The following is a 13951-nucleotide window of genomic DNA, read 5'->3' on the forward strand; positions in this document are numbered from 1 at the left end:
AGGACGAGAAGCGGCGAGTTGGCGGAAATCCGCCACACTTGAGTAACCGGATGGTGACATCCATGCACCTGTGATCCCTGATATCAAAAGGCTTGCAGGCAATCGCACCAAAGTGGCACGACGTTTGCGATACAAGCTACAGAAGCGTGCGTTTGGCCCTGATGGAAAACGCTGCTCCAACAACAAATCCCTCCAGTGCAGGAGGGTTCGCAATTCAGGTTTCGCGGCCAACAGATGGATGTTGCCACGCGAGGCTCTTGAGGAAATCTGCAATGACGACTCGTCAGCCACTGTACAAATCCCTGTATTTCCAGGTGATCATCGCAATCATCATCGGTATTGCGCTCGGTCATTACTACCCGCAGTTCGGTGTCGCGGTTAAGCCACTGGGTGACGGGTTCATCAAGCTGATCAAAATGATCATCGCCCCGATCATCTTCTGCACCGTGGTCAGCGGTATCGCTGGCATGCAGAACATGAAGTCGGTCGGCAAGACCGGTGGTTACGCACTCCTGTACTTCGAAATCGTTTCGACCATTGCTCTGCTGGTCGGTCTGGTTGTGGTCAACATTGTGCAACCGGGCAACGGCATGCACATCGACGTTGCCACCCTCGACGCCTCGAAAGTCGCCTCTTATGTAGCGGCTGGCGCTGACCAAAGCGTTGTCGGCTTCCTGCTCAACGTGATCCCGACCACCATCGTCGGCGCGTTCGCCACCGGTGACATCCTGCAAGTCCTGATGTTCTCGGTGATCTTCGGTTTCGCCCTGCATCGCCTGGGTGCCTACGGCAAGCCGATCCTCGACTTCATCGATCGCTTCGCCCACGTGATGTTCAACATCATCAACATGATCATGAAGCTCGCGCCAATCGGTGCCTTCGGTGCCATGGCCTTCACCATCGGCGCTTATGGTGTCGGCTCGCTGGTGCAGCTGGGTCAACTGATGATCTGCTTCTACATCACCTGTCTGCTGTTCGTGCTGATCGTGCTCGGCGGCATCGCCCGCATGCACGGTTTCAGCGTGCTGAAGATGATTCGTTACATCCGTGAAGAGCTGCTGATCGTACTCGGCACCTCGTCGTCGGAATCGGTACTGCCACGCATGCTGATCAAGATGGAGCGTCTGGGCGCGAAGAAATCGGTAGTGGGTCTGGTGATCCCGACCGGTTACTCGTTCAACCTCGACGGAACCGCGATCTACCTGACCATGGCCGCCGTGTTCATTGCTCAGGCAACTGACACGCACATGGACATCACTCACCAGATCACTCTGCTGGTGGTGTTGCTGCTGTCCTCCAAAGGCGCAGCCGGTGTGACCGGTTCGGGCTTCATTGTGCTGGCAGCGACCCTGTCGGCGGTAGGTCACCTGCCAGTGGCCGGTCTGGCGCTGATCCTCGGTATCGACCGCTTCATGTCCGAAGCCCGCGCCCTGACCAACCTCGTTGGTAACGCTGTAGCGACCATCGTGGTTGCCAAGTGGGTGAAAGAGCTGGACACCGACACGCTGCAAACCGAGCTGGCCTCGGGCGGTCGTGGTATCGCTGATACCCGTCCGGAAGATGACCTGGGTGTGGCTGAAGGCCCGACACCTAGCAGCGTCAAGTAACCCTCGCTTCATGAAAAACCCGCTTCGGCGGGTTTTTTCTTGCCTGCTGTTTGAGCGTAACGGTCACACCCGCTGACATTTGCGGTGATTGCCGTGCGCGGCATCGCTGCCTAGGCTGAGTGCATCGCCCAAGGAGTTCGCCCATGTCCGCACCGCTGGCCTCACTGAAAATCCTCGATTTCTCAACGCTGCTGCCGGGGCCGTTCGCCTCGTTGTTGCTGGCGGACATGGGCGCTGAAGTGCTGCGCATCGAGTCGCCGACGCGCCTGGATCTGCTGCGCGTGTTGCCGCCGCATGATGGCGGAGTTTCGGCCAGTCATGCCTACCTGAACCGCAACAAACGCAGCCTGGCGCTGGATTTGAAGCAGCCCGAAGCACTGGAAGTGGTCAAGCAATTGCTGGGCGATCACGACATCGTTCTGGAACAGTTTCGCCCCGGTGTGATGGAACGTCTGGGCCTGGGCTATGAAGCGCTGAAGGCGATCAACCCGAAGCTCATTTACGTGTCGATTACCGGTTACGGCCAGACCGGGCCGTACAAGGATCGCGCCGGGCACGACATCAACTATCTGGCGCTGGCGGGGCTGGCCAGTTACACCGGCCGCGCCGACAGCGGGCCGTTGCCGCTGGGCATGCAAGTGGCGGATGTTGCCGGTGGTTCGCTGCACGGGGTGATCGGCTTGTTGGCGGCGGTGATTGCGCGTCAGCAGACCGGGCAGGGCACGCATCTGGATGTGAGCATGACCGATTGCGCGTTCAGTCTGAATGCGATGTCCGGTGCCGGTTATCTGGCGTGCGGTGAAGAGCCTGAATGGGAAGATCAGATGCTCAACGGCGGAAGCTTCTACGATTATTACCGTTCTCGCGATGGCCGCTGGATGTCGGTGGGCAGTCTGGAACCGGGCTTTATGCAGCAGTTGTGTACGGCGTTGGGGCGGCCGGAGTTGGCGGCACAGGGCCTGTCGCCCAAGGCTGAGCAGCAGCGGGCGCTGAAATATGCGCTGACGGTCGAGTTTGAAAAACACGACTTTGCTGAGTTGTGCGAGATGTTTGCCGGGATCGATGCGTGTGTCGAGCCGGTATTGAGTCTGGGGGAGGCGGTAAGCCATCCGCAGTTGCGGGCACGGGAATTGGTGACGCAGGTGCCGCGTGGGGATGGTTCGACGCAGGCGCAGATGGCCTGTCCGTTGAAGTTTTCCGAAGCGTTGCCGGCGCCGCGGCATGTTGGCGCGGTGTTGGGGCAGCATACGGATCAGGTGCTGGCGGAGTTGGGGTTTAGTGCTGAGCGGATTGCTGAATTGCGTTCATCCAAAGTGATTCTTTAGTGCCTGTACCGACCCTTTCGCGAGCAAGCTCGCTCCCACAGGAGAATGCATTCCAAGGTGGGAGCGAGCTTGCTCGCGAAGAGGCCACAACAGGCAATAGAAGACTGACTATTCGACGCGCATCTCGCCACTGAACACCAAGGTATTGCGGCAGCGCCGACACAAATACCGCCGCCCCTGCCTGACCAGACTATGGCGCTGCGCTGAAAACGGAAAATCGCTTTCTGCGCACGGGCATGTGTAGATATAGCGGGTCACGCTGCGGCGCTTGATTGCATAGGTGTGGCAGCGATCCGGCGGCAGTTCGTAAACCCCGCGCATGATCAGTTGCCACTCCTCGCCATGGGGCTGGATACGGTCGCCGAACAACTGATGAGCGATCAGGTGCGCGACTTCGTGGGCCACGGTCTGCTTGAGGAAGTGTTCAGCGTTTTCCCGGTACAGCTGCGGGTTGAAGCGCAGCAGGTTCTCGTGCAGATGCGCGACACCGGCTTTTTGCCCGCGCAGCTTGAGGCTGACAACTGGGCGAGGGAAGGAACGTTTGAAAAAGGATTCAGCGAGTTGGTAACAGTCTTCGACGCGGGTATTGAGTTGCTCGGGCATGCTTGATGGATCTCCAGAGGCACCGAGTATGCCGCAACGCCGTGGACTTGCGAATCGCCAAACTGCCGAATGGTCATCGCGCAAACGACAAGGCCGCCTTGCGGCGGCCTCTGATTGGCTTATCGAGTCAGTTCGTATAGACGGGACCAACGCCCAACCCCCAGACAATCACGGTAAACGCCATGATGGCGACCAGCACCACCAGACCCACCGCCAGCACCGAGCTTGAGAACAGAAAACCTTCGTCCGACGGAATATTCATGAACGTCGGCAGCCCCACATACAACAGATACACCGTGTAGCAGATGGCCGCCGTACCGACGATCATCCCCAGCCACATATGCGGATACAGCGCCGCCAGCCCACCGACGAATAACGGTGTCGCGGTGTAGGTGGCAAACGCCACGCAACGGGCCAGACTCGGATTGGCGTCGTAGGTGCGGGCCATCCAGTGCACAAAAGCACCCATGACCGCGACCCCGCCGAGCATGGCCAGATACGACATGACCGTCATCCAGATCGCGCTTTCGACGGTGAGCATCACCGGCGCGCGGTTGCCGATCACCCAGCCGACTTGTGTCGTACCGATAAACGCCGAAACAGCGGGGATCGCCGCCAGAATCAGCGTGTGGGTGAGGTACATGTGGCTGATGCTTTCCTCTTGGTCGCCACGGATTTCCTTCCATTCCTGATCGGGGTGGGTGAAAAGTCCCACTACGTGATGGATCATGCCAGTCACTCCTCTTGTTATTGCCATCGCCCCCCAACGGAGCGCCTACGGGCCAAGGTGGCCGAGCAAATACAGGTCTTCAGATTGTGTGCGACCTTATGTCGCAGTATAGAAAGGACTTACCCGCACAGGTATTAGGGGCTTAGAGCAAATCGCGCTGTAAACACAGGGCTTAATCGCCTTGGGGTCTGTAAGGAATGCAAACCTGGGCGACGACAACCTGTGCCCACAACGCCGGGGTTTTTGCGTAAAATGCCGGCCTTTCGTCACACCTCACGGATTTCGCGTCATGGGCACTCTTACGGTCAACCAGAACAAACTGCAAAAGCGCCTGCGCCGCCTGGCCGGCGAAGCGGTCGCCGATTTCAACATGATCGAAGACGGCGACAAGGTCATGGTCTGCCTGTCCGGGGGCAAGGACAGCTACACCATGCTCGATGTGCTGCTGCACCTGCAGAAGGTTGCTCCGATCAAGTTTGAGATCGTCGCGGTGAACATGGACCAGAAGCAGCCGGGTTTCCCTGAGCACGTGCTGCCGGCTTATTTGAAAGAGCTGGGCGTCGAGTACCACATCGTCGAGAAAGACACTTATTCGGTAGTCAAGGAACTGATCCCGGAAGGCAAGACCACCTGCTCGCTGTGCTCGCGCCTGCGTCGCGGCACGCTGTACACCTTTGCCGATGAAATCGGCGCGACCAAGATGGCCCTCGGGCATCACCGTGACGACATCGTCGAGACGTTCTTTCTCAACATGTTCTTCAATGGCAGCCTCAAGGCAATGCCACCGAAGTTGCGCGCCGACGACGGCCGCAACGTGGTGATCCGTCCGCTGGCGTACTGCAACGAGAAAGACATTCAGGCGTATTCGGACTTCAAGGCATTCCCGATCATCCCGTGCAACCTCTGCGGTTCGCAGGAAAACCTGCAGCGTCAGGTGGTCAAGGAAATGCTCCAGGACTGGGAGCGCAAGACCCCGGGCCGAACTGAAAGCATCTTCCGCAGTCTGCAAAACGTGATCCCGTCGCAACTGGCCGACCGCAACCTGTTCGACTTCACCAGCCTGAAGATCGACGAGACCGCAGCTTCGCGCTTCGTCAACGTCGTCAATCTGTAAACCCGATCCATGTGGGAGCGAGCTTGCTCGCGAAGGCGTCGTGTCAGCCGACATCCGTGTTGAATGACAGACCGCTTTCGCGAGCAAGCTCGCTCCCACAGTGTTTTGTGTTCACAGGTAAAATTTCATTTTCAATTCCCGGGAGAGGGCATGCGCGATTACAAGTGGCTGCACGAATACTGTCTGAACCGTTTCGGTTCGGCGGCTGAACTGGAAGCCCATCTGCCCGTTCCCAAGACCCCGGCGCAACTGCGCAAGATCAGCGACGACCGCTACCTCTCGACCATGGCCCTGCGTGTTTTCCGTGCTGGCCTCAAACACAGCCTGGTCGACGCCAAGTGGCCGGCCTTCGAGGAAGTGTTCTTCAAGTTCGACCCGGAAAAAGTCGTGCTGATGAGTGCCGAACACCTTGAGCGTCTGATGCAGGATGCGCGGATCATTCGTCATTTGGGCAAACTGAAAAGCGTGCCGCGCAATGCGCAGTTCATTCTCGATGTCGAGAAAGACAAAGGTAGTTTTGGCGCGCTGATCGCCGACTGGCCGGTGACCGATATCGTCGGTCTGTGGACCTACCTGAAAAAGCACGGTCATCAGCTGGGCGGGCTGTCGGCGCCACGTTTTTTGCGCATGGTCGGCAAGGATACCTTTGTGCCGAGCTACGACGTGGTCGCGGCGCTGAATGCACAGAAGATCGTCGACAAGGCGCCGACCAGTTTGCGTGATCTGGCAATTGTCCAGGACACGTTCAACCAGTGGCATGAGCAGAGCGGCGGACGGGCGATGAGCCAGATTTCGATGATGCTCGCGTACACCGTCAACCATTAAAACCGGGTCGCCTCATTCGCGAGCAGGCTCACTCCTACAGGGGAATGCATTCCAAATGTAGGAGCTGCCGAAGGCTGCGATCTTTTTCCATCAGGCGACGGAGATCTCGCCTTCACCCGCCAGTTTGCGATTCAACTGATAGCGCCAGCGCACATACAACAGCGCCGAGCAGAACACCGCCAGGCTCGCGACCATTTCCAGCACGCCAAACCACTGCCGGTTCGGGTCATACGCCGCCAGTGCGCCTTTGATGAAATACAGATTCACCACAAAGCACATCCACGAATGCCCACGGGCGCTGCCCATGATCATTGCGGGCGCCAGGATGATCCACGGGATCAGTTCGACCACCAGAATCACCCACGGCCGCGCGCCGTGCAGGTCAGCGAAAATCAGATAGTAGGCTGCGAGCAATCCGCCCAAGGCGAAAAAACTCAGCAGACTGATGATGCGCATTGCCTTGACGCGCGGCTCCAGCCATTCGACGGCGGGCAGGATTTTCGGCTTCTTCGCCACTGTCAGCCCTCCAGTTTCTGCGCAGTCTTGGCCAGCCGCAGACCCAACGCACGACACAGCGCCACTTCGTGCTGATCGAGACCTTTTTTACCGTCAGCCCCGGCGTGGTGACTGGCACCGTAAGGCGTGCCGCCGCCCTGGGTTTCCAGTAACGCCGATTCACTGTACGGCAGACCGGTGATGAGCATGCCGTGGTGCAACAGCGGCAGCATCATCGACAACAGTGTGGTTTCCTGGCCGCCGTGCAAACTGGCGGTAGAGGTGAACACACCGGCCGGTTTGCCGACCAGCGCGCCGGTCAGCCAGAGGTTGCTGGTGCCATCGAGGAAGTATTTCAGCGGCGCGGCCATGTTGCCGAAACGCGTCGGGCTGCCGAGGGCGAGGCCGGCGCAGTTCTTCAAGTCATCGAGGGTGGCGTAGAGCGCGCCTTCGTCTGGAATGTCTGGAGCCACAGCTTCGCACTCGGTCGAGATCGCCGGCACCGTGCGCAAACGCGCTTCGAGGCCGGCCTGCTCGACACCACGGGCAATCTGCCGGGCCATCTCGTTGGTCGAGCCGTTGCGGCTGTAATACAGCACCAGAATGTACGGCGCGCTCACGGCAACAACTCCAGAATATTTTCCGGCGGACGACCGATGACGGCTTTGTCGCCAACTTCAAGAATGGGCCGTTCCATCAGTTTTGGATGCTGGGCGATGGCGTCGATCAATTGCGCTTCACTGAGGCTTTCGTCAGCCAGCTGAAGCATTTTGTATTCATCTTCCCCGCTGCGCAGCAATTGGCGCGCGCTGATTCCGAGTTTGCCGAGCAGAGCCTTGATTTGCGCCGCATTCAGCGGGCTTTCGAGGTAACGCACGACGTTCGGGGTCAGGCCGCGGGCTTCAAGCAGCTCCAGTGCGCCGCGGGATTTCGAGCAGCGCGGATTGTGATAAAGCGTCAGATCGGTCATGGCGGGTCGCTTCTGGCGTAAAGTGGCGGCTATTCTAACTGTGCAGCGCGCAATCCAGAACCTTCGGAGGCAATGGGTCGCAGGCGCCTTCAAATTTTCACAAGGAACACGACATGACACGGCGATTGGCAGCGGCATTGACGATAATCGGGGCGTTGATGCTGGGGGGCTGCGGCAATGATTACGGGATCGACCAGAATGGTCAGAAAGTTGCGTCCGAGCGTTTGGACAAACAATGGGTAGTGCTGAACTACTGGGCCGAGTGGTGTGGCCCGTGCCGCACGGAAATCCCGGAGCTCAACCATTTGGCTGATGAGCTCAAGAGCAAGAACGTTGGCGTGTTCGGGGTCAATTTCGACAACGCGCAGGGCGCGGAACTGAAAGAGGCGAGCGAGAAGCTCGGCATCAAGTTCACCGTGCTGGCGCAGGATCCGGCGGAACTGTTCGAGTTGCCGCGCAGTGAAGCATTGCCGGTGACGTACATCATCGACAACAAGGGCAAGGTGCGTGAGCAGTTGATGGGCGAGCAGACGGCGGCGGGGGTGATGGCGAAGCTGGAGGCGTTGCAGGCGACCAAGTAACGTCAAAAGCCCCTCACCCCAGCCCTCTCCCAGAGGGAGAGGGGGCCGACCGAGGTGTCTGGCGAGTTACATCGACCTGAGAGATCGAGTCGATTGTAGATTCGCCAAAGCAAGATCAGGTCGATTATGGGGTCGCCAAAGCAAAATCCGGTCGATTATGGATTCGGCATAGGCCTTTCAGGTCGGCGTAGCTCCCCAATATCCCCCAATCATTCCCCTCTCCCTCTGGGAGAGGGTTAGGGTGAGGGCTTTTTAGCCTTCTTCCAGCCACCAACGCAACGGCTTGCCTTCCGCCGGCCAGAAACGCATCTGCTCGATCGGCGAGATGTCCCAGCGCTCGACATGCTCCAGCGCCTGCAGGAAGCGTTGCTCCTGCTCCATCAGCGCCGGTGCACAGAGTTTGCGGGTCTTGCCGATCTTGCCGAAGGTCAGCTTGTCACCTTCCAGCGTGTACGGTGCGAACCAATGGTTGCAGCCACCGTTGCCATAGGCGCGACCATCATCGCCAAGGGTCACGGTCAAATGGCTGTAATCCATCAACGGTCGCTCGCCGATCCACTCCAGAATGTAGCTGCGGTTCTGTTGCAGTTGCACAGGTTCGGCGGCGCAACCCACCAGGCCGGCACCAACCAGCGCGGTCAGGGCAAGGCGTTTCATCATGCCGGCTCCTGGCATTTCGGGCACAGGTGCTTGTCGCCAACGGCTTTCCAGCCCAGCTCGGCGATACGTGCGGTGGCAGCCGGTTTTTCGGCGGTTTTGCCGAGTTTGGCGTCTACCGCGAATTCGAAGCTCAGCTCTTTGGCGCAGCTGTCGCAGTTGACCTGCCAGGTGTAGATCGCCAGCTCGCCGAACACCGGACCTGTAGTCATCGCGGTCCATTGGCCCGGCGGGTTGATCAGGTGGCGGACAGTTTCAACGGTCAGGCGCATGGACAAGTCCTTGCTGCCTTTGAGGGTGACCAACAAGGCGTCACCGATGCGAATCGAGCCACCATTGCCGGTGACCTGATAGCGGCCCGGAACGAGGGCGCGGCATTCGGTGAGGGTGTGTTGCGGGTTCATCAGGGTATAGCGGAAATCGTGTTCGACCATGGGTCCTCCAAATATGCGCGACATGCTAGCACGGGCTTGATTGCAGAATGATGCGCGCGTGTGACCTTCGATCCGGTTCAAATGAAGCGACGCTCATGGCAAACTGCCGGCCTCGACTCTGAAGGAACGGAACATGGCGCTGATCGAATGTTATGAATGCAAGAAGAGCATCAGCTCCGAGGCCAACGCGTGCATTCATTGTGGGGCTCCAATGGTGGAGCAAGCAGTACACGCGCAGACCGCAGCCGCGCCCATACAGGCTGCGACAATCTCGTTCGGCAGTCTGCCGCGTAACAAGGCAGTGCCCGAAGTCAGTGCTCCAGCGCCTGAACCGCAACCTTTGCCGAAAGTCATGCCGGCCGCCGCGCGGCGTCGGCGCCAGCCGCCCATCGAGCAACCTGTTGCCGAGCAGGCCAATGCCGACGGCAGTCGTCCGGTGGAAGGCTGGCTGAAGATCATGATCTTCCTGCTGCCGATGGTTTTCGTCTGGTTCCTGCTGCGCTACGGCCACTCAATGAAACAGCGCTTTTTTGGCTTCGGCTGGCTGGCGTTGCTGATTCTGGCGTCTTCGCTTTCACCGAAATAAGCTGAAAAAATTTCAGCCCTCGACCTGGTTCTGTGGCGTCCCCGCCGCCCAGGTCGCGATGTTGTGCAAGGTCGTTGCGGCAATTGCGCCCAATGCTTCACGCGTCAAAAAGGCCTGATGCGCGGTAATGATCACGTTCGGAAAGGTCAGCAACCGCGCCAGCACATCGTCCTGCAAGGGCAGGTCGGAGCGATCCTCGAAAAACAGTTGCGCCTCTTCTTCATAGACATCCAGGCCCAGATAGCCGAGTTGGCCGTCCTTCAAGGCGTCAATCAATGCCGGGGTATCGACCAGGCCGCCGCGACCGGTATTGATGAGCATGGCGCCCGCTTGCATGTGCGCCAGTGAGTCGCGGTTGATCAGGTGTTTGCTTTGCTCGTTGAGCGGGCAGTGCAGGCTGATGATCCGCGACTGCGCGAGCAGTTCCGGCAGGCTCAGATAGCGTGCACCCAACGCCAGTACATCCGGGTTCGGGAACGGATCGTAGGCCAGCAACTCACAGCCGAAGCCGTGCATGATCTTGGCGAAGGTCGCGCCGATCTGCCCGGTGCCGACAATCCCGACGGTTTTGCCCACCAGATCGAAACCGGTCAGGCCATGCAGGCTGAAATCGCCTTCCCGGGTGCGGTTATAGGCCCGGTGCAGACGACGGTTAAGGGCGAGGATCAGCGCCACCGCGTGTTCGGCCACCGCGTGTGGCGAGTAGGCCGGCACGCGTACCACGGCCAGACCCAGACGTTTCGCCGCAGGCAGGTCGACATGGTTGTAACCCGCCGAGCGCAAGGCAATCAGGCGTGTGCCACCTGCAGCCAGACGCTCCAGCACTGGCGCGCTGAGGTCATCATTGATGAAGGCGCAGACCACTTCATGTGCGTCGGCCAGCGCCACCGTATCGAGGCTGAGCCGCGCCGGTTGAAAGTGCAGTTCGATACCCGTCGGGCAATCGGCGGCGAGGAAGCTGTCGCGGTCGTAGGTCTGGCTGCTGAAAACGATCGTGCGCATGAAATCCTCCTGGAACATCGACACGGATTGAATCACCCGAGCTCATTTTAGCGGTGCTGGCGTTGATCGACATTGCCGTGGATCAGGCGCTGATCTTCGCTTGCGCCGCGAGACGGTTGATCGCGCGCTCGAGTTCCTCCAGCGCTGCCACGGCCTTCGGGTCGCCCTGCTTGAGCAGGGTTTCGCTGCGCTGGCAGGCCGCGCGCAATTGCGGTACGCCGCAATAACGGGTGGCACCGTGGAGACGATGGACGCGCTCGATCAAGGCGTTCTGGTCGCGGTTTTCGCACGCCGCGCGGATGGCTTCGCGGTCAGCTTCCAGTGAGGCGAGCAGCATGGCCAGCATGTCCGCAGCGAGATCAGCCTTGCCGGCGGCCAGGCGTAAACCTTCCTCGTGATCGAGCACCGGCAGCTCATTGCCAGCGGAATTTTCGCTGGTCCGCTCCGGCCCTTGATTGCGCAAGGCCAGACCGGTCCATTTCAGCACCACCTGCGCCAGTTGCCGCTCGCTGATCGGTTTGGTCAGATAGTCGTCCATGCCGCTTTGCAGCAGCGCACGCTTTTCGTTGGCCATGGCGTGGGCAGTGAGGGCGACAATCGGCAGCGGCGTGCAGTGTCGCTCGCTTTCCCATTGGCGAATGGTTTCGGTGCTCTGGCGACCGTCCATGCCCGGCATCTGTACGTCCATCAACACCAGATCGAAGGATTCGCTCTGCACCGCTTTGACCGCCGCGTAGCCACTTTCCACTGCGAGCACCTTGGCACCCATGTCTTCGAGCAGGGTCTGCACCAGCAGCAGGTTGGCCGGGTTGTCGTCGACGCACAGCACTTTCGGCGCGCGGCTCGACAACGGTTCGCCCGGCTCGGTGCGCGGTTGGCGGGGATTGGCCAGATCGGATAACGCCCGACGCAATTTGCGCGTACAGGCCGGTTTGGCTTGCAGCTGACTGTGCGGGTTGGGCACCGACAGATGAAACAGCGTCTGTTCGGTGGTCGGGCACAGCACCAGCACTTTGCAGCCGAGGTGTTCGAGATCCCAGATATGCTGATTCAGGCGCTCGGGGAGCATGTCGTTGCTGGTGATGCCGATCACCGCCAGATCAATCGCCTGATCGGTCTGATGCGCGCCAGTGACGCCATTGGTCAGACTTTCCAGGGTATTGAACGGCGTGACAATGAGGCCGCAGTCTTCCAATTGATGCTGCAAGGCCTGACGCGCCAGTTCATGGTTTTCCAGGACTGCCACCCGGCGTCCGAGCAGCGGCGCCGAGGGCAAGTCTTCGGCATCGTCACGGGTCTTGGGCAGGCTCAGGCTGATCCAGAACTCCGAGCCTTCGCCCGGCGTGCTGTCGACGCCGATTTCACCGCCCATCTGTTCGATCAGGCGTTTGGAAATCACTAGCCCCAGGCCGGTGCCACCCGGCTGGCGCGACAGCGAGTTGTCCGCCTGGCTGAATGCCTGGAACAGGGCACGCACGTCCTGAGTGGACAAGCCAATGCCAGTGTCCTGAATACTGATACGCAACTGCACACTGTCTTCGTGTTCTTCTTCCAGCATCGCTCTGGCGACGATGGTGCCTTCGCGGGTGAACTTGATGGCGTTGCTGACCAGGTTGGTGAGGATCTGTTTCAGGCGCAGCGGGTCACCGACCAGCGACAGCGGCGTGTCGCGATAGACCAGACTGACCAGCTCCAGTTGTTTGGCGTGAGCGGCGGGGGCGAGGATGGTCAGGGTGTCCTGCAGCAGGTCACGCAGGTTGAACGGGATATGGTCGAGCACCAGTTTGCCGGCCTCGATTTTCGAGAAGTCGAGGATCTCGTTGATGATCCCCAGCAGGCTGTCGGCGGACTTTTCGATGGTGCCCAGGTAGTCGAGCTGGCGCGGGGTCAGTTCGCTTTTTTGCAACAGGTGCGTGAAGCCGAGAATGCCGTTGAGCGGCGTGCGGATCTCGTGGCTCATGTTGGCGAGGAATTCGGACTTGATCCGGCTGGCCTCCAGCGCTTCTTTGCGCGCAAGGTCCAGTTCGATGTTCTGGATCTCGATGGTTTCCAGGTTCTGCCGGACGTCTTCGGTGGCCTGATCGACACTGTGCTGCAGTTCTTCGCGAGCGTTTTGCAGGGTGCCGGCCATGCGGTTGATGCCCGACGCCAGTTCGTCCAGCTCCTGACTGCCGAGCGGCGGCAGACGCGTTTCCAGATGACCGTCCTTGAGTTGCGCGACGGCTTGTTTGATCTGGCTCAGCGGACGGTTGATGGTGCGGCCCATGCGCAATGCCAGCAGCGCCGCGCCTGCCAGACCGGCGGCAATCAACAGCAGGCTGGCAAACAGACTGCGATAACCGCGCAGCAGCATGCCGTTGTGCGACAGTTCCAGTTCGACCCAGCCGAGCAAGCGGTCGGACTCTTCCGGAATCAGTTCGCCAGCAAGATTGCGATGCTTGCCGAATACCGGCATCAGGTAACGGGTTGCGTCATTGCCGCTGCGCCGTTGCAAATGCGCGCTGTCGCCGCTGGGCGCCTGATTGAGCATGGTCGGGCCGGCATGGGCCAGCGGTGAGCGATCCGGGGCGAGGAAAGTCACCGCGCGCACGTCCGGTTGTTCAAGGGACTGCGTAGCGATGCGCTCAAGCAGATCATTGTTGCCGTGACCCATGGCGGGTGCCACCAGTGGCGCCAGTTGCTCGGCGATCATTTCGCCGCGCTGCATCAATTGGCTCTGCAAGTCGGACTGCTGCGTCCAGGTGAAATAACCACCCAGCACCAGCGCCATCAGGCTGGTTGGCAACAAGGTCAGCAACAACACGCGACCTTTGATTCCCAGTTTCTTGAGCACGCCTATCTCCTGCATCCCGCTGATCTGTTGACTCATGCGTGCATCCGGCACGCGACATGGGCGCAGTGTAGCGATTTGCTCGCAGGCAATCTTCGGAAAAATGCTGTCGCGATGGGGCAGGGCGCGGGTGCTCGTTGGTCAGGTGGGTCAACCTTGAGTTGCCCGCTGTCCGACAATCTTGAATAATCG

15 protein-coding genes are annotated in these 13951 nt (G+C 59.8%); 6 read left to right on the forward strand and 9 right to left on the reverse strand.

Going from position 1 to position 13951, the window contains the following annotated elements; genetic code table 11:
• The first annotated feature begins 272 nt into the window (after positions 1–272).
• Positions 273–1607, forward strand: a complete 1335-nt coding sequence (locus HUW52_RS09260) for a dicarboxylate/amino acid:cation symporter (protein WP_175553469.1) — start codon at positions 273–275, stop codon at positions 1605–1607.
• Positions 1608–1750: 143 nt separating this feature from the next.
• Positions 1751–2932 (forward strand): CaiB/BaiF CoA-transferase family protein, encoded by a 1182-nt coding sequence (locus HUW52_RS09265; protein WP_175553470.1) that lies wholly within the window; start codon positions 1751–1753, stop codon positions 2930–2932.
• 108 nt (positions 2933–3040) lie between these two features.
• Here the strand turns inward: HUW52_RS09265 and HUW52_RS09270 are convergent, their stop codons facing one another.
• Both HUW52_RS09270 and HUW52_RS09275 read right to left on the reverse strand, forming a co-directional pair.
• On the reverse strand, positions 3041–3535 hold the full coding sequence (locus HUW52_RS09270) for a SprT family zinc-dependent metalloprotease (RefSeq protein ID WP_016987437.1): 495 nt from the start codon (positions 3533–3535) through the stop codon (positions 3041–3043).
• Between the two features lie 127 nt (positions 3536–3662).
• The gene (locus HUW52_RS09275; RefSeq protein WP_007917515.1) at positions 3663–4265 is read right to left on the reverse strand and encodes a Yip1 family protein; all 603 of its coding nucleotides are present in this window, start codon (positions 4263–4265) and stop codon (positions 3663–3665) included.
• A 289-nt stretch (positions 4266–4554) separates the two neighbouring features.
• Between HUW52_RS09275 and ttcA the strand changes: the two genes are divergently transcribed.
• Both ttcA and HUW52_RS09285 read left to right on the forward strand, forming a co-directional pair.
• The gene (gene ttcA, locus HUW52_RS09280; RefSeq protein WP_123453360.1) at positions 4555–5379 is read left to right on the forward strand and encodes a tRNA 2-thiocytidine(32) synthetase TtcA; all 825 of its coding nucleotides are present in this window, start codon (positions 4555–4557) and stop codon (positions 5377–5379) included.
• Between the two features lie 150 nt (positions 5380–5529).
• The gene (locus tag HUW52_RS09285) at positions 5530–6204 is read left to right on the forward strand and encodes a DNA-3-methyladenine glycosylase I (RefSeq protein ID WP_175553471.1); all 675 of its coding nucleotides are present in this window, start codon (positions 5530–5532) and stop codon (positions 6202–6204) included.
• Between the two features lie 90 nt (positions 6205–6294).
• On the opposite strand, the gene HUW52_RS09290 is transcribed toward HUW52_RS09285, so the two are convergent.
• From HUW52_RS09290 to arsC, 3 genes are read right to left on the reverse strand one after another with little or no spacing between them, the layout of a single operon-like run.
• Entirely contained in the window at positions 6295–6720 is a 426-nt protein-coding gene (locus tag HUW52_RS09290; RefSeq protein ID WP_175553472.1) for a DUF2069 domain-containing protein, read from the reverse strand.
• Between the two features lie 2 nt (positions 6721–6722).
• Complete coding sequence (gene wrbA, locus HUW52_RS09295) at positions 6723–7319, reverse strand: NAD(P)H:quinone oxidoreductase (RefSeq protein WP_150592986.1); 597 nt, start codon at positions 7317–7319, stop codon at positions 6723–6725.
• A complete protein-coding gene (arsC, locus tag HUW52_RS09300) occupies positions 7316–7669 on the reverse strand; it encodes an arsenate reductase (glutaredoxin) (protein WP_175553473.1) in 354 nt (117 codons plus the stop codon). The genes wrbA and arsC overlap by 4 nt, the downstream gene beginning before the upstream one ends.
• Before the next feature lie 113 nt (positions 7670–7782).
• Between arsC and HUW52_RS09305 the strand changes: the two genes are divergently transcribed.
• Positions 7783–8250 (forward strand): TlpA disulfide reductase family protein, encoded by a 468-nt coding sequence (locus HUW52_RS09305; protein WP_175553474.1) that lies wholly within the window; start codon positions 7783–7785, stop codon positions 8248–8250.
• A 252-nt stretch (positions 8251–8502) separates the two neighbouring features.
• Here the strand turns inward: HUW52_RS09305 and HUW52_RS09310 are convergent, their stop codons facing one another.
• Positions 8503–8907: an META domain-containing protein gene (locus tag HUW52_RS09310; RefSeq protein WP_175553475.1), complete on the reverse strand. Its 405-nt coding sequence runs from the start codon at positions 8905–8907 to the stop codon at positions 8503–8505.
• Positions 8907–9341, reverse strand: coding sequence for a hypothetical protein (locus HUW52_RS09315; RefSeq protein WP_016987444.1), 435 nt, complete (start codon positions 9339–9341; stop codon positions 8907–8909). The genes HUW52_RS09310 and HUW52_RS09315 overlap by 1 nt, the downstream gene beginning before the upstream one ends.
• A 133-nt stretch (positions 9342–9474) precedes the next feature.
• On the opposite strand from HUW52_RS09315, the gene HUW52_RS09320 reads away from it, so the two are divergent.
• Complete coding sequence (locus HUW52_RS09320; protein WP_175553476.1) at positions 9475–9927, forward strand: hypothetical protein; 453 nt, start codon at positions 9475–9477, stop codon at positions 9925–9927.
• A 12-nt stretch (positions 9928–9939) separates the two neighbouring features.
• Here HUW52_RS09320 and HUW52_RS09325 read toward each other — a convergent pair whose 3' ends face one another.
• Together HUW52_RS09325 and HUW52_RS09330 are read right to left on the reverse strand one after the other, a co-directional pair.
• Complete coding sequence (locus HUW52_RS09325; RefSeq protein ID WP_175553477.1) at positions 9940–10929, reverse strand: 2-hydroxyacid dehydrogenase; 990 nt, start codon at positions 10927–10929, stop codon at positions 9940–9942.
• An 82-nt stretch (positions 10930–11011) separates the two neighbouring features.
• Complete coding sequence (locus HUW52_RS09330) at positions 11012–13762, reverse strand: response regulator (RefSeq protein ID WP_026000779.1); 2751 nt, start codon at positions 13760–13762, stop codon at positions 11012–11014.
• Positions 13763–13951 lie beyond the last annotated feature (189 nt).

The sequence above is a fragment of the Pseudomonas sp. 43A genome, from assembly GCF_013363935.1.
In the GTDB taxonomy this organism is placed as follows: Bacteria; Pseudomonadota; Gammaproteobacteria; order Pseudomonadales; family Pseudomonadaceae; genus Aquipseudomonas; species Aquipseudomonas crudilactis.

Coding starts and splice junctions, on each gene's coding strand:
- HUW52_RS09260 (WP_175553469.1), top strand. CDS start 273: ATGACGACTCGTCAGCCACTGTACAAATCCCTGTATTTCCAGGTGATC.
- HUW52_RS09265 (WP_175553470.1), top strand. CDS start 1,751: ATGTCCGCACCGCTGGCCTCACTGAAAATCCTCGATTTCTCAACGCTG.
- HUW52_RS09270 (WP_016987437.1), bottom strand. CDS start 3,535: ATGCCCGAGCAACTCAATACCCGCGTCGAAGACTGTTACCAACTCGCT.
- HUW52_RS09275 (WP_007917515.1), bottom strand. CDS start 4,265: ATGATCCATCACGTAGTGGGACTTTTCACCCACCCCGATCAGGAATGG.
- ttcA (WP_123453360.1), top strand. CDS start 4,555: ATGGGCACTCTTACGGTCAACCAGAACAAACTGCAAAAGCGCCTGCGC.
- HUW52_RS09285 (WP_175553471.1), top strand. CDS start 5,530: ATGCGCGATTACAAGTGGCTGCACGAATACTGTCTGAACCGTTTCGGT.
- arsC (WP_175553473.1), bottom strand. CDS start 7,669: ATGACCGATCTGACGCTTTATCACAATCCGCGCTGCTCGAAATCCCGC.
- HUW52_RS09305 (WP_175553474.1), top strand. CDS start 7,783: ATGACACGGCGATTGGCAGCGGCATTGACGATAATCGGGGCGTTGATG.
- HUW52_RS09310 (WP_175553475.1), bottom strand. CDS start 8,907: ATGAAACGCCTTGCCCTGACCGCGCTGGTTGGTGCCGGCCTGGTGGGT.
- HUW52_RS09315 (WP_016987444.1), bottom strand. CDS start 9,341: ATGGTCGAACACGATTTCCGCTATACCCTGATGAACCCGCAACACACC.
- HUW52_RS09320 (WP_175553476.1), top strand. CDS start 9,475: ATGGCGCTGATCGAATGTTATGAATGCAAGAAGAGCATCAGCTCCGAG.
- HUW52_RS09325 (WP_175553477.1), bottom strand. CDS start 10,929: ATGCGCACGATCGTTTTCAGCAGCCAGACCTACGACCGCGACAGCTTC.